22 protein-coding genes and 3 tRNA genes are annotated in these 22,255 nt (G+C 67.9%); 17 read left to right on the top strand and 8 right to left on the bottom strand.

Translation table 11 applies throughout. From position 1 onward, the window contains the following. Positions 1 to 5 precede the first annotated feature (5 nt). Positions 6 to 416, top strand: coding sequence for a phage terminase small subunit P27 family (locus tag PHN62_RS14270; protein WP_300151778.1), 411 nt, complete (start codon positions 6 to 8; stop codon positions 414 to 416). Beyond that, positions 388 to 1,998, top strand: coding sequence for a terminase TerL endonuclease subunit (locus tag PHN62_RS14265; protein WP_300151776.1), 1,611 nt, complete (start codon positions 388 to 390; stop codon positions 1,996 to 1,998). The genes PHN62_RS14270 and PHN62_RS14265 overlap by 29 nt, the downstream gene beginning before the upstream one ends. Before the next feature lie 107 nt (positions 1,999 to 2,105). Here the strand turns inward: PHN62_RS14265 and PHN62_RS14260 are convergent. Both PHN62_RS14260 and PHN62_RS14255 read right to left on the bottom strand, forming a co-directional pair. Next, a tRNA-Arg gene (locus PHN62_RS14260) sits at positions 2,106 to 2,182 on the bottom strand. 62 nt (positions 2,183 to 2,244) lie between these two features. Further along, complete coding sequence (locus tag PHN62_RS14255) at positions 2,245 to 3,255, bottom strand: P1 family peptidase (protein WP_300151774.1); 1,011 nt, start codon at positions 3,253 to 3,255, stop codon at positions 2,245 to 2,247. Between the two features lie 148 nt (positions 3,256 to 3,403). Here PHN62_RS14255 and PHN62_RS14250 point away from each other — a divergent pair, with 148 nt between their 5' ends. From PHN62_RS14250 to PHN62_RS14240, 3 genes are all read left to right on the top strand, one after another. Continuing rightward, positions 3,404 to 3,862, top strand: coding sequence for a PaaI family thioesterase (locus PHN62_RS14250; protein ID WP_300151772.1), 459 nt, complete (start codon positions 3,404 to 3,406; stop codon positions 3,860 to 3,862). Next, positions 3,859 to 4,356, top strand: coding sequence for a PaaI family thioesterase (locus tag PHN62_RS14245; RefSeq protein ID WP_300151770.1), 498 nt, complete (start codon positions 3,859 to 3,861; stop codon positions 4,354 to 4,356). The genes PHN62_RS14250 and PHN62_RS14245 overlap by 4 nt, the downstream gene beginning before the upstream one ends. Before the next feature lie 96 nt (positions 4,357 to 4,452). Continuing rightward, positions 4,453 to 4,537: transfer RNA gene (locus PHN62_RS14240), tRNA-Leu, on the top strand. Positions 4,538 to 4,589: 52 nt separating this feature from the next. On the opposite strand, the gene PHN62_RS14235 is transcribed toward PHN62_RS14240, so the two are convergent. Then, entirely contained in the window at positions 4,590 to 5,222 is a 633-nt protein-coding gene (locus tag PHN62_RS14235; RefSeq protein ID WP_300151769.1) for a cupin domain-containing protein, read from the bottom strand. 187 nt (positions 5,223 to 5,409) lie between these two features. Here PHN62_RS14235 and PHN62_RS14230 point away from each other — a divergent pair, with 187 nt between their 5' ends. The 8 genes from PHN62_RS14230 (at position 5,410) to PHN62_RS14195 (ending at position 14,865) form a co-directional block, all read left to right on the top strand. Continuing rightward, on the top strand, positions 5,410 to 6,447 hold the full coding sequence (locus PHN62_RS14230) for an ABC transporter substrate-binding protein (RefSeq protein ID WP_300151767.1): 1,038 nt from the start codon (positions 5,410 to 5,412) through the stop codon (positions 6,445 to 6,447). 83 nt (positions 6,448 to 6,530) lie between these two features. Further along, positions 6,531 to 7,721, top strand: a complete 1,191-nt coding sequence (locus PHN62_RS14225) for an ABC transporter permease (protein ID WP_300151764.1) — start codon at positions 6,531 to 6,533, stop codon at positions 7,719 to 7,721. Beyond that, complete coding sequence (locus tag PHN62_RS14220) at positions 7,721 to 8,497, top strand: ABC transporter permease (RefSeq protein WP_300151762.1); 777 nt, start codon at positions 7,721 to 7,723, stop codon at positions 8,495 to 8,497. Before PHN62_RS14225 ends, PHN62_RS14220 begins: the two co-directional genes overlap by 1 nt. A gap of 31 nt (positions 8,498 to 8,528) precedes the next feature. Next, positions 8,529 to 9,584: an ABC transporter ATP-binding protein gene (locus tag PHN62_RS14215; RefSeq protein WP_300151760.1), complete on the top strand. Its 1,056-nt coding sequence runs from the start codon at positions 8,529 to 8,531 to the stop codon at positions 9,582 to 9,584. Positions 9,585 to 9,808: 224 nt separating this feature from the next. Then, the gene (locus PHN62_RS14210; RefSeq protein ID WP_300151758.1) at positions 9,809 to 11,767 is read left to right on the top strand and encodes an FAD-dependent oxidoreductase; all 1,959 of its coding nucleotides are present in this window, start codon (positions 9,809 to 9,811) and stop codon (positions 11,765 to 11,767) included. 83 nt (positions 11,768 to 11,850) lie between these two features. Beyond that, complete coding sequence (locus PHN62_RS14205) at positions 11,851 to 12,933, top strand: AI-2E family transporter (RefSeq protein WP_300151756.1); 1,083 nt, start codon at positions 11,851 to 11,853, stop codon at positions 12,931 to 12,933. Between the two features lie 30 nt (positions 12,934 to 12,963). Beyond that, positions 12,964 to 13,773 carry an AraC family transcriptional regulator gene (locus PHN62_RS14200; protein WP_300151754.1) on the top strand — a complete coding sequence of 270 codons (810 nt, stop codon included), beginning with the start codon at positions 12,964 to 12,966 and terminating at the stop codon, positions 13,771 to 13,773. 189 nt (positions 13,774 to 13,962) lie between these two features. Beyond that, entirely contained in the window at positions 13,963 to 14,865 is a 903-nt protein-coding gene (locus tag PHN62_RS14195) for a DMT family transporter (RefSeq protein ID WP_300151752.1), read from the top strand. A 118-nt stretch (positions 14,866 to 14,983) separates the two neighbouring features. Here PHN62_RS14195 and PHN62_RS14190 read toward each other — a convergent pair whose 3' ends face one another. Beyond that, a complete protein-coding gene (locus PHN62_RS14190) occupies positions 14,984 to 15,583 on the bottom strand; it encodes a TetR/AcrR family transcriptional regulator (protein ID WP_300151750.1) in 600 nt (199 codons plus the stop codon). Positions 15,584 to 15,665: 82 nt separating this feature from the next. Here PHN62_RS14190 and PHN62_RS14185 point away from each other — a divergent pair, with 82 nt between their 5' ends. Next, the gene (locus tag PHN62_RS14185; protein ID WP_300151748.1) at positions 15,666 to 16,577 is read left to right on the top strand and encodes an SDR family oxidoreductase; all 912 of its coding nucleotides are present in this window, start codon (positions 15,666 to 15,668) and stop codon (positions 16,575 to 16,577) included. Between the two features lie 58 nt (positions 16,578 to 16,635). Here the strand turns inward: PHN62_RS14185 and PHN62_RS14180 are convergent, their stop codons facing one another. Next, entirely contained in the window at positions 16,636 to 16,854 is a 219-nt protein-coding gene (locus PHN62_RS14180) for a hypothetical protein (protein WP_300151746.1), read from the bottom strand. Positions 16,855 to 17,039: 185 nt separating this feature from the next. Beyond that, positions 17,040 to 18,167: an AbfB domain-containing protein gene (locus tag PHN62_RS14175; RefSeq protein WP_300151744.1), complete on the bottom strand. Its 1,128-nt coding sequence runs from the start codon at positions 18,165 to 18,167 to the stop codon at positions 17,040 to 17,042. A 322-nt stretch (positions 18,168 to 18,489) separates the two neighbouring features. Between PHN62_RS14175 and PHN62_RS14170 the strand changes: the two genes are divergently transcribed. After that, positions 18,490 to 19,143, top strand: coding sequence for a DsbA family oxidoreductase (locus PHN62_RS14170; protein WP_300151742.1), 654 nt, complete (start codon positions 18,490 to 18,492; stop codon positions 19,141 to 19,143). Positions 19,144 to 19,194: 51 nt separating this feature from the next. Here PHN62_RS14170 and PHN62_RS14165 read toward each other — a convergent pair. After that, positions 19,195 to 19,270: transfer RNA gene (locus tag PHN62_RS14165), tRNA-Arg, on the bottom strand. Between the two features lie 92 nt (positions 19,271 to 19,362). Continuing rightward, positions 19,363 to 20,424 carry a divergent polysaccharide deacetylase family protein gene (locus PHN62_RS14160; protein WP_300151740.1) on the bottom strand — a complete coding sequence of 354 codons (1,062 nt, stop codon included), beginning with the start codon at positions 20,422 to 20,424 and terminating at the stop codon, positions 19,363 to 19,365. A 135-nt stretch (positions 20,425 to 20,559) separates the two neighbouring features. On the opposite strand from PHN62_RS14160, the gene PHN62_RS14155 reads away from it, so the two are divergent. Both PHN62_RS14155 and trpD read left to right on the top strand, forming a co-directional pair. Next, positions 20,560 to 21,132 (top strand): aminodeoxychorismate/anthranilate synthase component II, encoded by a 573-nt coding sequence (locus PHN62_RS14155; protein WP_300151803.1) that lies wholly within the window; start codon positions 20,560 to 20,562, stop codon positions 21,130 to 21,132. Next, positions 21,132 to 22,190 (top strand): anthranilate phosphoribosyltransferase, encoded by a 1,059-nt coding sequence (trpD, locus tag PHN62_RS14150; RefSeq protein ID WP_300151738.1) that lies wholly within the window; start codon positions 21,132 to 21,134, stop codon positions 22,188 to 22,190. The genes PHN62_RS14155 and trpD overlap by 1 nt, the downstream gene beginning before the upstream one ends. The last annotated feature ends 65 nt before the right edge of the window (positions 22,191 to 22,255 follow it).

The raw sequence follows: 22,255 nt of genomic DNA, 5'->3' as shown, positions 1-22,255 counted from the left end.
TGGGGATGAAAGGCCGTAAGCCGACCCTTGTCGCGATTGACGGCGGAAGCGTTCGGGGAAAATGCCCCTCCGCCCCCGCATGGTTGACCGAACAAGCAAAAGCCGAATGGAAGCGATCCGCGCCGGAGCTTTTCGCCCGCAAGCTGCTCACCAGCGACACGCAAGCCATGCTCGAAAGCTATTGCGTGGCCTCTGGCATAGTGCGTGAGGCCGAAGAGATCATGGGCGCGGAAGGCCGCATCATCTCGACTGAAAAAGGGCCATCCCCTCATCCCGCCTTCAAGATGCAAAGCGCGGCGATGCGTGAAGCCCGCTTGCTGGCCGCCGAACTGGGTTTGACGCCTCACAGGCGCGGCCTGAAAGGCGACGCCGAAAGGAAAGCCGACGATGGCTGGGACGCCGATCTTCTCGCCTGATCCCCTGCTCTATGAGGATCCGACCGGACGCGCCGACAAGATCTGTCGGTTCGTGCGGCGTCTGCGGCTGTGGGAAGGCGATTTCGCCGGTCGCTCTTTTCACCTGCATCCGTTTCAGGAAGCGGTGATCCGCCGCATCTATGGCCCTTCCGACGAATCTGGCGATCGCCTGGTGCGGCTCGCCTGCATCTGGATTCCACGCGGCAACGCCAAGACGACTCTGGCCGCCGCTCTTGGTCTGGCGCATTTCCTTGGACCAGAAGCCGAAGCAGGCGGTCAGGTGGTCATGGCCGCCGCCGATCGTGAAAACGCGGGCATCGCCTTCAACAGCGCGCATCAGTTCGTTTTGCAGGATGACGCCCTCATGAGTCGGATTCGTGCGGTGGAAAGCCGCAAGACCCTCGTGCATCCCAAGACGAAAAGCACCCTGAAGGCGATTTCATCCGAAGCCTATTCAAAGCATGGCCTGAACGTCTCATTTTTCCTTGCTGATGAAATCCACGCCTGGCCGACCGGCGAGGGCCGCAAGCTTTTCAAGACCGTCACCGATTCGATGGTGAAAAGATCGCGCCCGCTCACGGTCGTCATTTCGACCGCTGGCGATGGTCAGGGCGGTCTGGCTTCGGATCTGTGGAATTATTCGCACAAGGTCGCCACCGGGGAGATCAAAGACCCGACCTTCGCCCCGATCATCTTCGCAGCGCCGCCAGGCGCCGATTGGCGGGATGAAGCGGCATGGCGCGCCGCCAATCCTGCGATCGATGCGGGCTTCTGTTCTCTTGAAGAGCTGCGCATCAAAGCCCGCCGAATCGAGCATTTCCCTGCCGAGATCGCAGATTTCCGGCGGTTTCACCTGAACCAATGGCAGGAAGGCGCGGCGGAGCCTTGGCTGTCTCTCGACATTTATGACGCCGCCGAACAGATGACCCCTATGGATCGCTTGACCGGGCGGGCCTGCTGGGTCGGCGTGGATCTGTCCAGCGTCGAAGATCTGACGGCGGTGGTCGCAGTCTTTCCTGACGGCGATGGCGAAAACCGGCGATATGACGCGCTGCCGATGTTCTTCCTTCCTGAAGCCAACATCGCCGCCAAGAGCGAGAAAGACCGCGCCGATTATCTGCGCTGGGCGGAAGCAGGGTTTCTGACCCTCACGCCCGGCAACGTGGTCGATCATTCAGCGATTGTGGATCATGTGATCCGTCTGGGCGAAACCTATGGCGTGCAGGAAGTCGCTATCGATCGGTGGAATTCGACCGCCGTGAACACCCGCCTTCAGGAAGAAGGCTTCACCATCAACCAGTTCGGCCAAGGCTTCGCGAGCATGGCCGCGCCGGTGAAGGAACTGAAGCGGGCGATTCTGGGCGGATCTTTCCGACATGGCGGCAATCCCTTGCTGCGCATGTGCTTCGGCAATGTGGTCGCCGATCGGGACGCTGCCGAAAACGAGAAGTTCACGAAAGAGCGCGCGCGAGGCCGAATCGACGGGGCTGTCGCCGCGGCTATGGCGATCGGGCGGATTCTAGCGAATGAAACAGCGCCATCTCCCTACGCTCATCGCGCAGGCGGCTTCCTGTTCATTTAGAGGATTGGAGATGCGCGAGATCGCCCGGCTTTTCTGCGCCGTGCTTCCTGTATGCTTCCTGTGCCTGCTTCTTTTGCAGATAAATTCAGTTAAGTCATTGAAAATATTGGCGCACCCAAAGGGATTCGAACCCCTGGCCTCTGCCTTCGGAGGGCAGCGCTCTATCCAGCTGAGCTATGGGTGCGCATCTGCGGGCGATCTATAGGGCATCCGGCGCGGCTTGGCAATGCGTCAGGCGGGAAGTTTTCAGCCTCTTTCGCCCTCCCGAGACCCGAAGCGGCTCCGCCAGCAGGGCTGGAGATCGCCCGGGAAAGGCCGCGCCTCATGAATCGCCCGCGCGACCGCCCGCGACAGACAGGCCGCAGCCGCATGGCCCAGAAGGAACCGGTCCCGATCCGGCTCCTTCAACGCGAGCGCCCCCGTCGCCGCCGCGAAGACGAGATCTCCGTCGAAGGGCGTATGGCTCGGGACGACCGCCCGCGCCAACCCGTCCTGAGCGGCGGTCGCCATGCGCAGGGCCTCGGCCTGCGTGAGCGCCGCGTCCGTCGCCACGACGCAGATGGTCGTCGCCTCGCCCTGACGCTTCCTCGGCGAGGGCTCCCACCCCGGATCGAAGCGCCGCGCCGGAGGGAATCCGCCGAATTCGCCCTCCATCTCCCAGGGGGCGGCCCAGAACCCTGGCCCCTCGCCGACCACGACCGAGCCGAGGCTGTTCACCGCCGCCAGAGCCCCCACCGTGAGTCCGCTCTCCAGCACGCAGGAGGCCGAGCCGAGCCCGCCCTTGAAATCGGCCGTCAGGGCGCCAAAGCCCGCGCCCGCCGAGCCGAGCGCGAAATCCTCGCCCGCCCGCTCCAGAGCCGCCCGCCCCAGAGCCCGATAGGGATTGTCGCTCCAGTCCTTGTCTCCGCCGTTGAGCAGGTCGAAGAGAATCGCCCCCGGCACGATGGGCGCCCGCACCGGACCCACCGCGAAGCCCCGCCCCATGGCGCGCAGGCCCTCCACGACGCCCGAAGCCGCATCCAGGCCGAAGACCGAGCCGCCCGAAAGGACCAGAGCGTCCACATGGGTCACCAGCTTGTCCGGCGCGAGGAGCTCCGTCTCGCGCGTTCCGGGGGCGCCGCCCATCACATGCACCGCCGCGACGAAGGGCGCCTCCGCCGTCAGGACCGTCGCGCCGCTGCGCAGGACGGCGTCCTCGGCGGAGCCCACCTTCAGACCCCTCACGTCGGTGATGAGATTGCGCGGCCCCGGACGCATGTTCGGCCCTCCCCCTCGAAGATTCCGCAGAGGCTAGGCTCCGCGCGGAGGCCTGTGAAGGGCATTCCTCCTGCGGCCTGCCCCCACGTCGGGATTGCGTCCGCCTTCGGACGCCCTATGCTGCGTCGCGATGCAAGGAGATGGACGCATGACCGAACCCAGCGATCTGCCCGGCGACCTCAAGGACTCCTTCAACGGCGCCCTCGGCCTGATCACCGCCCTGCCCCATGCGGCGGAGCTGGGCCTCGAAGTCCTGGAGGCCGGAACCGATCACGCCCTGATGCGCGCGCCCTATGATCCGCGCCTCGTCGGAGATCCCGAGACCGGCGTGATCCATGGCGGGCTCATCACCACGCTGCTCGACACCTGTTGCGGTCTGGCGGCCATGCTCTCGCATACGCGCCCGGCCTCCGCCGCGACGCTGGACCTGCGCATCGACTACATGCGCCCCGCCACTCCCGGCCGCGAGGTGATCGCCCGCGCCCGCTGTCATCGCGCCACGCGCAGCGTGGCCTTCGTGCAGGCCACGGCCTATCACCCGGAGGCCGAGGACAAGCCCATCGCCACCGCCACCGCCGCCTTCATCCTCGAAGGAGCCCCCTCATGAGCGCCGAAGAAGCCCTGATCCGGGAGACCCGCCGCGAAGCCGCCCTTCAGGCTCTGGCGCAGGAAGTGCCCTACATCGTCTTTCTGGGCGTGCGCTTCGAGCGGCGCGGCGACGAGCTGACCGCCGTCCTGCCCTATCGCCCGAGCCTGATCGGCAATCCGATCAAGCGGGCGCTGCATGGCGGCGCGGTGGGGGCCTTCCTGGAGATCGCCGCCATGACGCAGGTCGCCTGGAGCCGCCTCCTGCCCCGGCTCGACGCCGCCGAGGAGGAAGGCCGCGCGCCGCCCTCCGCCCGGCTCTTCGCGCCCAAGACCATCGACTTCTCCATCGACTACCTGCGCCCCGGACGCCCCGTGGACGCCTACGCCCGGGCGCGGATCCTGCGTCAGGGGCGTCGGGTGGCGAATTTCCGGGTCGAGGCCTGGCAGGAGGCGCGCGACAATCCCATCGCCGCGGCGCACGGGCATTTCCTGCTGACTCCGCCCGCCGAATAGCCGCGCGGAAGGCGGCGTTTTCCGCATTGACGGCGCCGGGCGAATCCCTAAGATGCGCGGGCGTTTCGAGGGGGCTTCAGGCCCGGCCTCGCCTGTGCGGGTGTGGTGGAACTGGTAGACGCGCCGGACTCAAAATCCGGTTCCGAAAGGAGTGTCGGTTCGACCCCGACCACCCGCACCAAGAGCCTCCCCGCCCGATGAAGACCAGGACCGGAGCGGATCCCCGCCTCCCCTCAGACGGTGGGCGGCGCCACCACCCAGATCACTTCGCATTCCTCGTCGCCCTCGGTGCGGAAACGCACCTTGCGGCGGGCGTCGAAGGCGAAGCTGTCTCCGGGGCCGAGGATGAATTCGCGCTCGTCCAGGGTCAGCCTCAGGGATCCGCGCAGCACCACGCCGCATTTGCCGCCGATCCCGTCGCCGTAGGGCTCGCCGGAATCCGCGCCCGCCCGCATCACGAATCGCAGCATCTGGACGTCCGCCTGAGCGTCCGGCGTGAGGATCTCCTTCTCCACGCCGTTCTCCGCGTAGTTCAGGCGGCGGCGGTCGGCCTGACGCACCACCACGTCGCCTTCGCGCGCGGCCTCGCCCCGCCCGCCCTCGAAGAGCCAGAGGACCGGCATCTCCAGAGCCGCGCAGATCGCCCGCATCGAGCGCACCGAAGGCGTGGTCAGCCCCCGCTCGACGAGGCTCAGCAAGCCGATGGACAGGCCGGATCTCTCCGCGACCGCCTTCAGGGAGAGGCGCTTGCGCTTGCGGCGCAGACGCAGCTTCTCCCCGAGGGCCGCGTCCCTGGCCGGGGCGGCGCCGTCGCGGGTCCGGTCTGCGGCGTCCCGCCCGGAGGCGGGGGCGGATGAGGAAGGCATCAGGGTCCATCCGTTCCAGAAGATCTCCCGAGAATAATCCGGAGACGCAGAATTTCATTAAATTTTCTTGCCAAGGATTTTATCTTTCGCTCAACTGGGACCGGGCGCGCAAGTCGCCCGCCCGAAGGCGCGAGCCGTCGGAGCGCTGGCTTCCGGTCCTGTCGCCGGAGGCGCAAGGGAGGAAGACATGCTGGGACATCTGAAGCTGATGGCGGTCTCCGCCATCGCCCTGACGGCGGCCGTCCAGTCGGCGAGCGCGCGGGATCTGGTCATCGCGGGTTGGGGCGGCAATTATCAGGACGTGCAGCGGGAGGTCTATTTCCGGCCCTTCGCCGCAGACAAGGGAATCGGCTTCACCGAGGCCACCTATCTGGGCGGCCTGGTCGAGGCCAAGACCATGGCCGACACCGGCAACGTCACCTGGGATCTGGTCATCGTCGAGGGCGCGGACCTTCAGGTCGGCTGCGACGAGGGCCTGTTCGAGGAGATCGACTGGAGCCAGGTTCCCCTCAAGGACGAGCTGATCCCCGAGGCGGTCCAGCCTTGCGGCGCGGGCAACGTGGTGATCGGCACCGGCCTGGCCTACAACCGCGACACCGTCGGCGAAGCGCCGACCAGCCTCGCGGATTTCTTCGACACCGTGAAATGGCCCGGCAAGCGGGGCCTGCGCGCCGGCCCGAGGTTCAACCTCGAACTCGTGCTGATGGCCGACGGCGTGGCGCCCGCCGACGTCTACAAGGTCCTGTCGACTCCCGAGGGTCTGGATCGGGCCTTCGCCAGACTCGCGCCGCTGCGCAAGGATCTCCAGTTCTGGGACGCGGGCGCCCAGCCCGTCGAGTGGCTGGCGGCGAACAACGTCGCCATGACCTTCTCCTACAACGCCCGCATCACCGCCGCCAAGAACGAAGGCAAGCCGCTGGAGTTCCTCTGGGTCAACCCGATCTACAGCATCGACGCCTGGGCCATCCCGACCGGCGCGCCCAACAGGGAGCTGGCGCTGGAGTTCATCAACTACGCCAACGACGCCGCCCGTCAGGCCGCATTCTCCACGCGGATGCCCTACGGCACGACCAACGTGAAGGCCCCGGAGCTGATGACCCCCGAGGCCGCCGCCGAGATCCCGGCGGGCGCCAACATCGAGACCGGCCTCTTCTTCTCGGACGCCTTCTGGATCGACAACGGCGACGCCATCGCCGAACGCTGGAACGCCTGGGTCACGCAGTGAGCTGATCCCGACCGGATCCGCGTCTCGCGGGGGCGACCCTCCGCGAGACGCCGCCCTCTCGCCGTGAACCGGAGGTCGCGCGCATGCCGAAGCTGAAGAACTCGCAGATCGCCGCGCTGACTCTTCTGGCGCTTCCTGTGCTCGTCTATCTTGCGCTTTATCTGGCGCCTCTGGCCTCCATCGGGCGGCTGAGCGTCGACAACGGCGCCCTGAGCCAGAGATTCCCGGCCCTCTCCGCCCGCTTCGGCGAGACCGAGGCGCCCGACGACGCAGCCGCCGCCGCCCTGCTGACGGATCTCAAGGCCATGGCCCGCACCGAGCGCGCCGAAGCCGGACGCCTGTTCAATCAGGAGCTGGGGGGCATGCGCTCGCTGATCATCGACACCGGCGGCGCGGCGACGCAGATCGAACCGACGCTCTCCGCCCTGACCGCCTTCGATCCCCGATGGGGCGAGCCCGCCATCTGGGAGGTGGTGCGCCGCAACGTCGAACCGATCACCTGGCGGCATTTCCAGCGGGCCACCGGACTCAAGCCCTCGGCGGAGGGCGGCTTCGAGATGTCGCCGGGCGACGACGTCTATCTGCGCATCCTGCTGCGGACCTTCGTGATCGGCCTCCAGGTGACGGCCCTGACGCTGCTGATCGGCTATCCGCTGGCCTACGCCGCCGCGACCGGATCGCGCAGGGTTCAGGCGGTGGTGCTGATGGCGGTGCTGCTCTCCTTCTGGACCTCGCTTCTGGTGCGGACCACGGCCTGGGTGGTGCTGCTGCAGACCAACGGCCTGCTCAACGGCCTGCTCATGTGGCTGAACCTGATCCCCGAGCCCCTCCAGCTGATCTTCAACCGCTTCGGCGCGGTGGTCGCGATGACCCATGTCCTGCTTCCCTTCGCGATCCTGCCGATGATCAACGTGATGCGGACCATTCCGGCGGCCCAGACCCAGGCCTCCCGGAGCCTCGGGGCGGGGCCCGTCGAAAGCTTCCTGCGGGTCTATTTCCCCCAGAGCCTGCGCGGCGTGGCGGTGGGAGGCGGCACGGTCTTCATCCTGGCGCTCGGCTTCTATGTGACTCCGGCCCTGACCGGCGGGCCGGGAGACCAGATGCTCTCCTATTACATCGCCGATTTCGTGCGCCGGGGCCTGAACTGGGGCATGGCGGCGGTTCTGTCGATCTTCCTGCTGGTCTGCGTGGTGGCGCTGCTGGTGTCGGGAGCGCTGCTGCGCCGCGCCTTCGGCTGGAGCAGATCCTCCGCGGCTTCGGGAGGGACAGGCTGATGTCGAAGGTCGTCTACTGGGTTTCGCTGTCCTTCGCCTTCTTCTTTCTGGCGGCGCCTCTGCTGATCGTGCTGCCTCTGGCCTTCAACGACAGCTCCTTCCTGACCTATCCCATGGAGGGCTTCACCTTCCGGTGGTTCGGCGTCTTCTTCGACACGCCGCCCTGGCTGTCTTCTCTGGCGAACAGCTTCAAGGTGGCGCTCGGGACGACGCTGGCGGCGCTGCTGATCGGCGGACTCGCGGCCATGGGCGTCATGCTGCTGGGGAGATGGGGCCGGATCGTCATGTCGGCGCTCTTCGTCTCGCCGCTGGTGATCCCCTCGGTGGTGCTGGGCGTGGCCATGGCCTACGCCTTCGGGCGGGCTGGCTGGGGAGGCGGCTATCTCTCGCTGGTCTTCGCCCATACGATCCTTGCGGCGCCTCTGGTCTTCCTCGCGGTGACGACCTCGCTGATGGGGCTCGACCCGGAGCTGGACCGCGCGGCGGCCTCCATGGGAGCCTCGCGCTGGCGACGCTTCCATACGGTGACTCTGCCTCTGGCCATGCCGGGCTTCGCGACGGGGGCGCTCTTCGCCTTCATCACCTCCTTCGACGAGGTGGTGGTGGCGCTGTTCCTCTCGACGCCCCAGACCCAGACCCTGCCCATCACGCTCTTCTCCAGCCTGCGCGACAGGCTGGAGCCGACCATCGTCGTGGTGGCGCTTCTGCTGTCCATCGTCTCCTGTCTGTTCATTCTGGCTCTGAACCGGCTCCAGAGGCGCGGGGCGGGAAGATGACGGACGACGGCCGATCTCCGGGAGGATCTCCATGACTTCGCTTGAAATCCGCAAGATCGACAAGTTCTACGGCGTGCATCAGGCGCTGTTCGACGTCTCGCTGTCCATCGGCAAGGGCGAATTCGTGACGCTGCTGGGGCCTTCGGGCTCCGGCAAGACCACGCTGCTGAAGATCCTCGCCGGCTTCGAGACGGTGTCCGGGGGAGAGATCACGCTCGACGGGCGGAACATCACCGAACTCAAGCCCGAGGCGCGGAACTTCGGCCTGGTGTTCCAGGGCTACGCGCTGTTTCCGCACATGACCGTCCGCGAGAACATCGCCTATCCGCTGAAGGTGCGGCGCATGCCCCGGGACGCCGTCGCCACGCGGGTCCGGGAGATGCTCGACCTCGTGCAGCTCGCGCGCTTCATCGACCGCAAGCCCTCGGAGCTCTCCGGCGGGCAGCAGCAGCGCGTGGCTCTGGCGCGGGCTCTGGCCTTCAGGCCGGACGTCCTGCTTCTCGACGAACCCATGTCGGCGCTGGACAAGAAGCTGCGCGTGGATCTCCAGGAGGAGCTGCGCCAGATCCACCAGACCCTCGGGACCACCTTCATCAACGTCACCCATGATCAGGAGGAGGCCATGCACATGTCCGACCGGATCGCGGTGATGAACCATGGCCGCATCGAGCAGTTCGACACGGCCTTCGCGCTCTATCGGCATCCGGGGGCGCGCTTCGTCGCCGAGTTCATCGGCAAGTCGAACATCTTCCCCGGCGAGCTGACGCGCGAGGACGGAGGCTCCGCGATCTTCCGCGCCGAGGGCATGGAGATGCGCCTCGACGCCGGAAGCCGGACTCCGGGCGCGGCGGATCTGATGGTCCGCCCCGAGGACGTCCTCCTCGGGACGGCGCCCGCCGCAGGCCGGGTGAATCTCCCCGCCGAGGTCCTCGGCTCCACCTATTCCGGCGACCGGGCGCTCTATGCGCTGAAGCTGGCTTCGGGGCGCGCGCTCTCGGCCTATGGCGCGGCGCGTTCGGGGGTGCATCCCGAGGGGGCGCAGGTCTTCGCCAGCTTCTCCCCGGAGGACGCGACCCTGATCGGCTGAGACGCCGGGTCGGGAGAGGGTGTGGGCCGGGAGAGGGGCTCATTGAAAATCCCGATTGATTTTTTCAATCCATCTGGCATGGTTTTCCTGATCCGCTCGGGAGGGCGGAAGACCGGACCGGCGGTGCGCCCGAACAGGCGCCCGCCCCGCCCTCCCGAGCCCGAATCTCCAGAGCCCGAATCCCGACGCGCCCGCCATCTTCTCCAGACAGCCAGGCCGCAGCCATGTCCGCTTCGCTTTTTCCGCATCTGTTCCAGCCCCTGAGGATCCGCGGCGCCACGATGCGCAACCGGATCCTCTCGACGGGACATGACACCTGCCTCCCGGAGAACGGCCTCGTGAACGAAGCCTACGTCGCCTATCAGGAGGCGCGGGCGAAAGGCGGCGTCGGGCTGATCGTGACCCAGGTGGCGGGCGTCCATGAAACCGCGCGCTACACCTCGCATCTGATCATGGCGACGACCGACGCCTGCATTCCCGGCTATCGGGAGCTGGCGCGGCGCTGTCATGCGCAGGGCGCGGTGGTGGTCTCGCAGCTCTTCCATCCGGGCCGCGAGATCATGGAGAGCGCCGACGGCATGCTGGCCGTGGCCTATTCCGCCTCGGCTTCTCCGAACGAGCGCTTCCGCAGGATGCCCCGCGAGATGCCCCCGCAGATGATCGCCGAGGTGGTCGCGGGCTACGCCGCCGCCGCGCGGCGCATGCGCGAGGCGGGCATGGACGGCGTGGAGCTGGTGGCTTCTCACGGCTATCTTCCGGCGCAATTCCTGAATCCGCGCCTGAACCGGCGTCAGGACGCCTATGGCGGCGGAGAAGACAACCGCCTGCGCCTCATGACCGAAGCCCTCGACGCCATGCGCGCCGCCACCGACGAGGATTTCATCATCGGGCTGCGCATCTCCGCCGACGAACGCGACGATTCCGGACTGACCCACGCCGAAACCCTCTCGGCGGCCAGAGCGCTGCAAGACCGCATCGACTATCTCTCGATCACGGTCGGGACTTCGGCGAGCCTCGGCGGCGCGATCCACATCGCCGCGCCGATGAATCTGCGCGCGGCCTATGTCGCGCCCGAGGCCAGGGCCTACAAGCAGGCGCTTGCGGTTCCGGTCTTCGTGGTGGGGCGCATCAACCAGCCTCAGGAGGCCGAACAGGTCGTCGCCCGGGGAGAAGCCGACGGATGCGGCATGACCCGCGCCCTGATCTGCGATCCGCAAATGCCGCTCAAGGCCGAGGCCGGGCGCTTCGACGACATCCGCGCCTGCATCGGGTGCAATCAGGCCTGCATCCATCATTTTCATCGCGGCTTGCCGATCTCCTGCATCCAGCATCCCGAGAGCGGGCGCGAGACGATCTTCGCGCCGCCTTCCCGCGCGGCGCGGTCGCGGCGGATCATGGTCGTGGGCGGCGGACCGGCCGGACTCAAGGCCGCCGCCGTGGCCGCCGGACGCGGCCATGAGGTCACGCTCTTCGAGGCGGAGGCGCGGCTCGGAGGTCAGGCCCTGCTCGCGCAGCTTCTGCCCCATCGCGCCGAGTTCGGCGGGATCGCGACCAATCTGGCGCGCGAATGCGAGCTGGCGGGCGTGACGATCCGCCGGAACGCGCGTGTGAACGGCGCCCTGCTGCGGGACTTCGCGCCGGAGGCGGCGATTCTCGCGACGGGCGCCCTCCCCTATCTTCCGCCTCTGGAGACCGACGGCGAGATGCGGATCGTCGACGCCTGGGCGATCCTGCGGCGCGAGGTCCGGGCGGGCGGGCGGGTTCTGGTGGCGGACTGGCGCGCGGACTGGATCGGGCCGGGCGTCGCGGAGCTTCTGGCGCGCGAGGGCAGCCGCGTCGATCTGGCGGTGAACGGGCTGCACATGGGCGAGACCCTGCCCTATTACGTCCGGGACTCCATCGCGGGGGATCTGCATCGTCTGGGCGTGAAGGTCACGCCCTATGCGCGGCTGATCGGGGCCTATGGCGACACGGTCTTCCTGCAGCATACGGCCTCGGGCGAGCCGATGGAATTCGAGGGAATCGACACTCTGGTGCTGTCGAGCGGCCATCTGCCGGAGGACTCCCTGGCGGCGGAGGTCGCGGCTCTGGGGCTCGAGCTGCATCAGATCGGCGATTGCCTGAGCCCCCGCACCGCCGAGGAGGCCGTCTACGAGGGCCTGCTCGCCGGACGCGCGGTCTGAGGTCTTTCGGGGCCTCCCCGTCTTGAGATACAAGAGGCCGCGAAGACTCCCCGCGCCGGGAGGACAGGTCAGGAGCGAGATCCATGGAGACGGCCGGATTGCAGAAGGCGAGCTTCATCGGGCTCCTCATCCTCGTGACCATCGCCTTCATCTGGCTGATCCTGCCCTTTTACGGCGCCCTGCTCTGGGCGGTGATCCTGGCGATCCTGTTCAATCCGCTGAACCGTCGGCTGGAGCGGGGGCTGAACGGACGCCGCAGCCTCGCGGCGGCTCTGAGTCTTCTGGCCTGCATCTGCATCGTGGTGATTCCGGGCTCCCTGATCCTCTCGATGCTGGCGCGGGAGGCGGTGGGGCTCTACGACCGGATCTCGACGCGCGAATTCGACCCCGCCCGGATCCTCGAACAGCTGCGCGGCGCCGCGCCGGGCTTCGTGCTGGAGTGGTTCGACGCCCTCGACCTGCAGGGCTTCGACGAGCTTCAGGCGCGCTTCACCTCCTTTCTCGGCCAGGCGGCTCAGGCGATCGCCAGCCGGATGGTGGTCATCGGCCAGAACACGGCGCAATTCGTGATCAGCCTGGCGGTGATGGTCTATGTGCTGTTCTTCCTGTTCCGCGACGGCGAAGGCGTCGTGCGGCGGATCCGCGAGGCCAGCCCGCTCTCGCGGCGCCATACGGATCATGTGCTCAGGAAATTCTCGGACGTCGTGCGCGCGACGGTCAAGGGCAATGCGGTGATCGCCATCGTCCAGGGCTCCATCGGCGGCCTCGCCTTCTGGGCTGTGGGAATCGAGGGGGCCTTGCTCTGGGGCGTGGTGATGACGCTGCTGTCGCTGCTGCCCGCCGTGGGGGCCTTTCTGGTCTGGGCGCCGGCCGTGATCTATCTGATGATCTCGGGCGCCTGGCTGAAGGCGGGGATCCTGCTGGCCATCGGCGGCTTCATCAGCATCGTGGACAATCTGCTGCGCCCCACGCTGGTCGGCAAGGGGACGCGCCTCTCGGACTACATGGTGCTGGTCTCGACGCTGGGCGGCCTGGCGCTGATCGGCATGAACGGCTTCGTCATCGGGCCGCTGATCGCCGCGCTGTTCGTTTCGGTCTGGTCGCTCTCGGCGGAGGAGCGCGCCCTGAACGAACCCCAGCCGCAGCCTCCGGAGCCGCGCCCCTGAGGCGAGGCGCAGGAAGAGGGGGATCCGGCCATGGATCACGCGACGATCAGGCGTCCGCCGGGGCTCCGCGGGATCGAGACGCTCTGCGCCCGCTATCTGCGGCGACGCTTCAAGCCCCACGCCCATGACGAATATATTCTCGGGGTGATCGAAAGCGGCGTCCACGCCGTCTGGCATGGCGGCGAGGGGCATCTCGTCCCCGGAGGCTCCGTCGTCGTCATGCGGCCCGGCGACGTCCATCACGGCGGCGCAGGCGACGCCCGGGGCTGGAGTCAGCGGATGATCTACATCCCCGAGGCGGCCATGCGGGAGATCCTCGCCGATCTCGGCGACCGGGATTCCCCGCCCTCTCCGGATTTCGGCGCCGCCTTCCACGCCCGCCCCGACCTGGCGCGCCGGTTCGCCGCCCTGCACGAGACGCTGCACGCCGCGCCGGAGGCTCTGGCGCGCGACGTCGCGCTGGACGCCCTGATGCGGGCGGTCCTGCGCGAGCTGGCGCCGGGCCTGCGCAGCCGCGCGACGCCCTCTCCCGAGGGCCGCATCGACGACGCGGTGGAGTATCTGCGCAGCCGCGTGGACGAAGACGTCGCGCTGGAGGAGCTGTGCGCCGTCTCCGGCCTGCGCCGCCGCCAGACCATCGCGGCCTTCCAGCGCAGGACAGGCCTGCCGCCGCACGCCTGGCATCTTCAGCAGAAGATCCGCAAGACGCAGGGACTCCTGCGGGCGGGGATGTCGGCGGCTCGGGCCGCCGCCGAAACCGGCTTCGCCGACCAGAGCCACATGACGCGCCATTTCACCGCCATCGTCGGCGTGACGCCCGGCGCCTACGCCCGCAGCTGAAGGACGCCGGAAGTCGCCCGAGCTTGCAGGCGTTCAAAGGCCCAGACCCCTCCTCTGGTCGCGCCTTCACGACGCGAAGTCTGGTCGGCTTCGCCGGGAAGGGCTCCGGACCGCGCTTTCGTTCTATCCCGCCTCCCGCGCCGCGCCTACCCACAGGGCGCGACGCGATCGCGGAGGCGGAGGAAGATCATGACGGTTCTGGAGGAGGCGCGGCGGCTGCGGCCGTCGCTGCGGGCGGATCTGGCGGTTCTGGGAGTGGCGGTGGTCTGGGGCGCGAGCTATCCGGCGGCCAAGGGGGCGCTGGCCTACGCTCCGGTCCTGCTGCTGGTGCTCTATCGTTTCCTGATCACGGCGGCGGTCATGTCGGCGCTGACCCGGCGCGAGCTGGCGCGGGCCTCGCGGGGGGATCTGCTGGCGGGGGCCGCGCTGGGAGGGCTCCTGTTCCTGATCTTCCTCGCCGAGACCTGGGGGGTGGCCTCCACCACGGCGACGAACGCGGCCCTGATCATCTCGCTCTGCACGATCTTCACGCCCTTTCTGGAGTTCGGTCTGAAGAGGCGCGCGCCGCCTTCCGGCGTGATCTTCGGGGCGGTTCTGGCGATTCTCGGGGTGGGCGCGCTGACGGGCGGCGCGACGGCCTTCGGCTCGGGCGATCTGCTGATCCTGGGCGCGGCGGTCCTGCGGGCGGTCATGGGAGTCTCGACCAAGCGCCTGATGAGCGGCCGCGCCTTGTCCTCGGCGGCCCTGACGGCGGTTCAGGCCCTGACGGTCTGCGTCCTGACTCTGGCCGTGGCGCTGGGGGCGCGGGGGCCCGAGGGATTGTTCGTCCGGGCGGGGCTCGAATTCTGGAGCGCCGTGGCCTTTCTGTCGTTGTTCTGCACCATCGGCGCCTTCTACGTGCAGAACGCGGCCATCCGCCGGACCAGCCCCACGCGCGTGAGCTTCCTGATGGGCACGGAGCCGCTGTTCGGCTTCGTCTTCGCCTGGCTCCTGCTGAGCGAACCGGCCTCCTGGAGGACGCTGCTCGGAGCGGGGCTGATCCTCGGCGGGAGCTTCATCGGCCTCGCGGCGGAGCGGAAGGCCTCCTCCTGACGGCGCCGGAGCGCCTTCGAACCTTCAGGATCCTTCGAAGGCTCCGGGTTTTTTTCCGGTCGCATCTTCACGACGCGAAGCCCTTCCGGCTGCGCTGGACAAGGCTCCAGGGGGGGGGTCAGATCCCGGCCTCCAGAGCGTCGAAGACCTCGTTCAGCAGGAGGGCGACCGGGCGGGCGCCGCCTTCGCGGCTCAGGGCGTCGAAGGCGAGCCGCAGCGCGCCCACCGAGGCCATCGCGGCCAACCGCAGGGAGACTTCATGCTCCGGCTGCGGCCATCTTTCGCGCATGATCTCGAAGAGGGCCTGCTCCTGCTGGATGTAGCTGGCCTGCTTGCGGGCCTGAACGGCCGCATTGGCGCGCATCAGGCGGTCCACCACGATCATGTCTGCGGCGGGATATCCTCCGCAGATCCTCAGGGCGGCGGCGCGCATGGCCTGAAGCGGGCGTTTGTCCTGAAGCTCCTCGCGCAGGGCGGCGGCGAGCTCCTCGCCCATGCCGCCCTGCATGGAGAGCAGGATTTCGTCCTTGGATCTGAAATAATGGAAGAAGGTGCGGCGCGAGATGTCCGCCGCCGCCGCGATCTCCTCGATGGTCGCGGCTTCGTAACCCCGGTCGATGAACAGGCGCATGCCCGCCTCGACGATGCGTCGCGCCGTCTCGCGCCGCTTGCGCTCGCGCAGCCCTTCCTTCGGCGGAGCCTCCCTGTCGGTGGACATGATGAAATTTTCCCTTGGTGAAATTTTGCACTTTGTGCATATATATGCTACGCCAAGCGCGATTCATTGGAAAGGCCTCATCATGGTCAAGTGGACGGAATCCGACATTCCCTCGCAGAAAGGCCGTTCGGCCGTGATCACCGGGACAGGGGGCCTCGGCTATGAAGACGCCCTGGCTCTGGCGAGGGCGGGCGGCGAAGCGATCCTCGCGGGCCGCAGCCGCCGGAAGGGCGAGGAAGCCCTCCGGAAGATCCGCGCGGAGGTCCCCGGAGCGCGGGTCAGCTTCGAGCTTCTGGATCTGGCCAGCCTCGCCTCGGTGGCGGCCTTCTGCGCGCGGCTGAAGGATCAGCGCGAGGGCCTGGACCTTCTGATCAACAACGCCGGCGTGATGGTCCCGCCGCAACGCCAGACGACCGCCGACGGCTTCGAACTGCAGTTCGGGACCAACCACCTCGGCCATTTCGCCCTGACGGCGGGGCTCATGCCTCTGCTGCGGAAGGGGGATCATCCGCGCGTGGTGTCTCTGGGGAGCATCGCGGCGCGCAACGGCGCCCTCGACTTCGACGACCTGAACGCCGAAAGAAGCTATGAGCCGATGAAGGTCTACAGTCAGTCGAAGCTCGCCTGCGTGATGTTCGCGCTCGAACTGCATCGCCGCAGCCTGGCGCAGGATTGGGGCGTGGTCAGCCTGGCCGCGCATCCCGGAGTCTCGCGCACCGATCTGCTGCACAACGCGCCCGGACGCCGGAGTCTGCTGGCTCTGGGGCGCAGTCTGGCGTGGTTCATGTTCCAGCCCGCCGCGCAGGGCGCCTTGCCGACGCTCTACGCCGCGACCTCGCCCGGGGCGAAGCCCGGCGCCTATTACGGGCCGGACCGGCTGCGCGAGACGCGAGGCTTTCCCGCCGAGGCGACGATCCCTCCGCAGGCGCAGGACGCCAAGGCTGCGGCCCGGCTCTGGGAGGTTTCGGAGAAGCTCGCCGGAGTCGCCTTCTGAAGCGGCTCAGGCGCGGGCGACAGATTTTACAACATGAGATCTGGAAATCTGGTCTGATTCACGTGTCGCCTCCCCAGATGAGGAAACACTTGGTTTGGGTTCTCCACATGTCGTCGATCTCGACAAGGATGGCTCCGGCGAGCGTCTGGACGACCTCCGAGCTTTGGAAGATCCTGATCTTGAGGGCCTTGCGCTTGATCCCTTGGTGGACGCCCCCCCGCTCCAGAGATTGAGGATGAAAGGGCTCGCCCTCATGGTTCCGCCGTCCTGGGGACATGAACCCTCAGGCTCTCTGCGGCCGTATCCAGACGCTTGGACTTGGCGCCATTGGCGTAGCCCTATTGCGACTTCCACGGATACCAGACTGGGCAGCCCTGAGCGCAAAACGCGCGCTCAGGGCTGCGGAAGAGGGCCTCCGTCAGCCCTCGCCCGAAACCGGGAGCCGGTTTCAGGCGATGTTCTTCAGCGCGCGTCGACGATGCGCCAGCTGGCGTCGCGATTGAAGAGAGGGGTGTTGTTCGTCGGATGGGCGAAGAGGATATACCCCTGATGCCGCAGATACCGGTCCGGGAAGGCGACCGAAGTGAAGGAGGCGAAATCCCGGTCCGGGCTGTCGAGGGCGGCGGCGATGGCGAACCGGGTCTCCGGCGCGTCCGACGACTCGGCGGTGAAATTCGCCTCATGGTTTCTGCTGGCGTCCACCCGCAGATAACGGCCCTGATCATTGCGGAAGGCGACGGCGGATTTCCCATCCGGCAGCTGGAGGTGTTCGACATGCAGCACCGGCCGGTCGCCGCTTCCTTCATGGAGAAGGATGGCGCCGCGAGCGCCCGCCCTCTCGGACATGAAATAGCCCCTCGTGAGATCGTTCGTGCAGGCGGCGCCGCCGACGGAGCAGGATTGCAGCGAAGCCAGGCTGGGGATCGCGGCGACCGGCTGAGTCTCGATCGTGGCTCCGTTCAGGCTGACCTCGGCCGATTCCAGGATATTGCCCGTGGGGCAAAGGTCGGCCTGCAGGATCACCACGCGGTTGCGGCCGGGCCGGACCAGGCTGGCGAGGTCCGCGGTGGTGCCGGGATTGGCGCTGCCCGGACGGGAATGCAGCACATAGCTGCCCTCGACGATCTGAGGCGCATCGCTTCCGGCCGGATAGAGGACGATCAGAGCCACGTCGTCCATCGCGCCCGTGAAGCGGATCGAAAATTCGTTGACGGCCATATTCTCCGGAACGTCGACGAAGGTCTGGAAATAGGTGAAGTCGACGCCGTTGGTGTAGCAAACCCCGTTCGGCAGCCGGGAGGACTTCAACGAACCGAATCCGATGGTGTCCACCTTGGGAGTCGCAGACCATCCTTTGTCCGCAGCGGGAATTTCGGCCAGATCGCCCGGCAGGAAAACCGACTCGAAAAAGGCCTTCTGGACTTCGCGGGGCGAGCTCGCAGTGATGCGCGGCGCGATCTTCCGGTCGCCGACCTTGATGCTCGGGCTCATCTGCATCTGCCACGGAGTCCGCGTCAGGCCTTCGGCGGATGCGGCGACGGCGGGCAGGCTCGCCAGAAAGGCGGCGCATGCGATTTTCACAAGGTTCATCACGTCTCCGATTCTCGATTCTCGCTGAAGGCTAACTTTATCGGTTCCAGGTTGTTATGTTTATCCGCATACGGTCAAGAGCGTTTTTCCAGGCTTCGGGTTTTTCTGCGGCGACGTCGCCCCTGAAGATGTCGCCTCTGAAGCGGACAGCGTCGTTTTCCGATTCGCATGCGCCCGCTCCGGCGGCGGGCTCCGGCGGTCGGCGAGAAGGCGCCCGGCCTCCCCGTACGGCGTGATGAGCGGACTTCGCGGGCGGGCTGAAAGCGGATAAAGACAAGGCGACAGCGTGAAGCGGCGCGAAAACGAGATCAGGAGAAGACGGATGAAGATCGACGTCTGGTCGGATGTGGCCTGCCCCTGGTGCTACCTCGGCAAACGGCGGCTCGAGGCGGCGCTGGCGCGCTTCGCCGAAAACCCCGGCGCGCCGAAGGTCGAGGTCGAATATCACAGCTTCCAGCTCGCGCCGGATCTGCCTCCCGACCATTCCGGGGATCATGACGCCTATCTCTCCGCACGCTACGGCTGGACGCCGGAGCAGCTCGCCGCCTCCAATGAGCGTCTGGAGAGCCTGGGAGCGCCTCTGGGGATCGTCTACGACTTCGCCCGCAACCGCATCGTCAACACGCACAAGGCGCATGAACTGCTGCATTTCGCCAAGGCGAAGGGCCTGCAGGCCGAAGTCAAGGAGGCGCTTCTCAGGCGTCATTTCAGCGAGGGCGGGCATGTCGGACGCATCGAGGAGCTGGTCGGGATCGCGGCTGAGGTCGGGCTGAATCCGGAGGAGGCCCGGGCGGCGCTGGAGGCCTCGACCTGCGCCGCGGCTGTGGAGGCCGACAAGGCGCTGGCGACCCGGTATGGGATCAGCGGCGTGCCTTTCTTCGTCTTCGAGCAGAAATACGCCTTGTCCGGGGCGCAGGAGATCGAGACCTTTCTGGAGGTTCTGGAGAAGCTCGCCGGAGAGGAGGCGAAGTCCTGACCTCAAGGCGAGGGCGCGGGGTCGTCGATTTGAAAAGGACCTGAAAGATTCTGGTGACCCCGACAGGACTCGAACCTGTAGCCTATCCCTTAGGAGGGGATCGCTCTATCCTTTGAGCTACGGGGCCCCGCGCCCGGCTGCGGACTCGAGGCCGCGCCGGACGCCTCAGGTGGTAGCCGCTTCAGGCCTCAGGCGCAAGAGGGAGGGCGCCCCGGAATCTCAAGGCTCGTGAGCGGGATCCGGCGCCGCGCTGCGCAGCCGCTTGATCACCGCGCTCGCCGGAGCCAGAGCCACAGGCGCCGAACCCGCAGCTCCCCGCTCCGCAAGCCAGAGCCGCAAGGCCTCCAGACTCTGGGGCGTCAGCTCCGCCATGGCGATGGCCGTCCCCCAGACCGTGGCCCTCCCCTCCGCCTCCTCCAGCCGCCCGACCATGGACTCGACGCCCGAGCCCTCGTCGAAGCGCAAGGCCACGTCGCCCGCCGGAGCCCCCATCCGACGCGCCGCAGCTCCCGCCAGACTCTCCGGATGCGCGCGGGAATCGATGAACAGAGCCCCCGCCTTGCGGATCTCGGACATCGCCGCCTCCATCAGCCGCAGATCGCGCGTGGCCTGCTCGCCGCCCACTCCGAGGACGCCCACCGCCGAAGGCGCCTGGCCGAGCCGCGTCCGCAGACGCCGCAGATTCTCGTCGAGCGGCAGATTGGACATCAGCGCCCCGCCCGCCAGAACGCCCGGAGGATCGCGGTCGAAGGGCAGCGCCACCAGACCCTCGTGTCCGCCGCGCCGCACGCCGGACAGGCGCAGGTCGAGATTCTCCAGATGCGCCCCCACCGCGATGTTGAGCGGCCCCGTCAGGCGCATGGCCGCCGCCGAGAGCGAGGGATCGCGCCCCTGATCCACCAGGATCACCGCCAGACTCGGGCGCGGATCGGGGCCGAAGGGCACGGCGTTGCGGATCCAGAGCGCGTCCGGCGAGACGGGCGGAGCGGGGCGCAGCGGCGTTTCGAGGGGGACCGCGACCGGCGCCGCGGGCCTCGCCGGGGCGCGGAGGGGCTCGGGCGGGCCTCCGTCGAAGACCAGAGCCCCCAGCGCCCCAGCGCCCAGCCCGAGACTGATCAGCAGGGCGCCGAGCAGCGCAGGAGCGGGCGAGCGGCCGCGCCGACGCCGTTTCTGCGGCGGAACCGCCTTGTTCCGGGGCTGGACCGCCTGGCCGGAAGGCTGGCCGGAGGCGCGCGCGCGGACCTTTCGGGAGGCCTCGCCATGAAGCTCGTCGACCGTCATCGCGCCCTCGTTTCTTCGTCTGCGCGCCCGCGCGGGCCGGAGGAGATCCGCCGCCGCGCTTGACGCCGAGCCCCCGCCCTGGCCATGTTGGGCCGCGCGCGCCGCTGCGCGCCTCTCGCCTTCGGGACGCCCGCCATGATCCTGCTGATCGACAATTACGACAGCTTTACTTACAATCTGGTTCACTATCTTGGCGAACTGGGGGCCGAAACCGACGTCCGGCGCAACGACGCCCTGAGCGTCAACGAAGCCCTGGCGCTCGGGCCCAGGGCCATCGTGATCTCCCCCGGCCCCTGCGATCCCGACGACGCGGGCATCTGCCTCGATCTGGTCAAGGCCGCCGCGCCTCACGTGCCGATCCTCGGGGTCTGCCTCGGGCATGAGGCCATCGGACAGGTCTACGGCGGCAGGATCGTGCGCGCCCCCGCGCCCATGCACGGCAAGGTCAGCCCGATCCGGCACAAGGGCGAGGGGCTCTTCGCGGGCCTGCCTCAGGATTTCCTCGCGACGCGCTATCACAGCCTGATCGTCGATCGCGCGAGCCTGCCCGAAGAGCTCGACGTCACCGCCGAGACCGCCGACGGAATCGTCATGGCCGTCTCGCACAAGACCCACAACGTGCATGGCGTGCAGTTCCATCCGGAAAGCATCGCCTCCGAGCACGGCAAGGAGATCCTGATGAACTTCCTGCGCATGGCCGAAGCCTGATGAGCGCCGAGACTCCTTCTCCCGAGAGCGTCGCGGAATTCCGCGCCCTGATCGCCAAGGCCGTCGAGGGCGAGCTTCCCCACGCCGACGCCCTGCGGGCTTTCGGCATCCTCATGTCGGGCGGCGCGACGCCCTCTCAGGTCGGGGCCTTCCTGATGGCCCTGCGCATGCGCAGCGAGTCCTTCGACGAGATCGCCGCCGCCGCCCAGTCCATGCGCGAACGCATGCTGCGCGTCCAGGCTCCGGAAGGCGCCATCGACATCGTGGGCACCGGCGGAGACGGACGCAAGACGCTCAACATCTCGACGGCGGCGGCCTTCATCGCGGCGGGCGCCGGGGTTCCGGTGGCCAAGCACGGCAACCGGGCGGTCTCCTCGCTTTCGGGCGCCGCCGACGCCCTCAGCCTGCTGGGCATCGACCTCAACGCCAGCCCCGCGACCATCGAGCGGGCTTTGCGCGAGGCGCGGATCGGCTTCATGATGGCGCCCAACCATCACAGCGCCATGCGCCACGTCATGCCCGCGCGCCGCGAGATCGGCGTGCGCACGATCTTCAACATCCTTGGGCCGCTGACCAATCCGGCGGGGGTGAAGCGTCAGCTGAGCGGCAGCTTCTCGCCGCATCTGCTGCTCGCCATGGCCGAGACCCTGCGGAGCTTCGGCTCCGAGCGCGCCTGGCTGGTCCATGGCGGCGACGGCACGGACGAGATCTCCATCTCCGCCGACACCGAGGTCGTGGCTCTGGAGGAGGACGGCGAGATCCGCCGCTTCACGGTCTCGCCCGCCGAGGCCGGGCTTGAATCGCACAGCTTCCTGTCGATCCGGGGCGGCTCTCCCGCCGAGAACGCCGCCGCTCTGGAGGCCGTGCTCAAGGGCGCGCGCAATCCCTATCGCGACGCGGCCCTGCTCAATGCGGCGGCGGGGCTTCTGGTGGCCGGGAAGGCGCAGGATCTGCGCGAGGGCGCGGCGCTCGGGGCGAAGAGCCTCGATTCCGGCGCGGCCTTCGCGGCTCTGGAGGCCCTGCGGCGGATCGCTCCGGCTCCGGTGCCCGCCGCATAAGCATATCGCGAATCCTCGGGGGCGCCGGACGCGGCGCTCTGCTAGAACGCCAGAAACGCACCCTT

Source organism: Neomegalonema sp. (assembly GCF_028688855.1).
Classification (GTDB): Bacteria; Pseudomonadota; Alphaproteobacteria; order Rhodobacterales; family Rhodobacteraceae; genus Neomegalonema.
The sequence above is the reverse complement of the archived record's forward strand: the minus strand, read 5'-3'. Positions and strand labels throughout refer to the sequence as shown.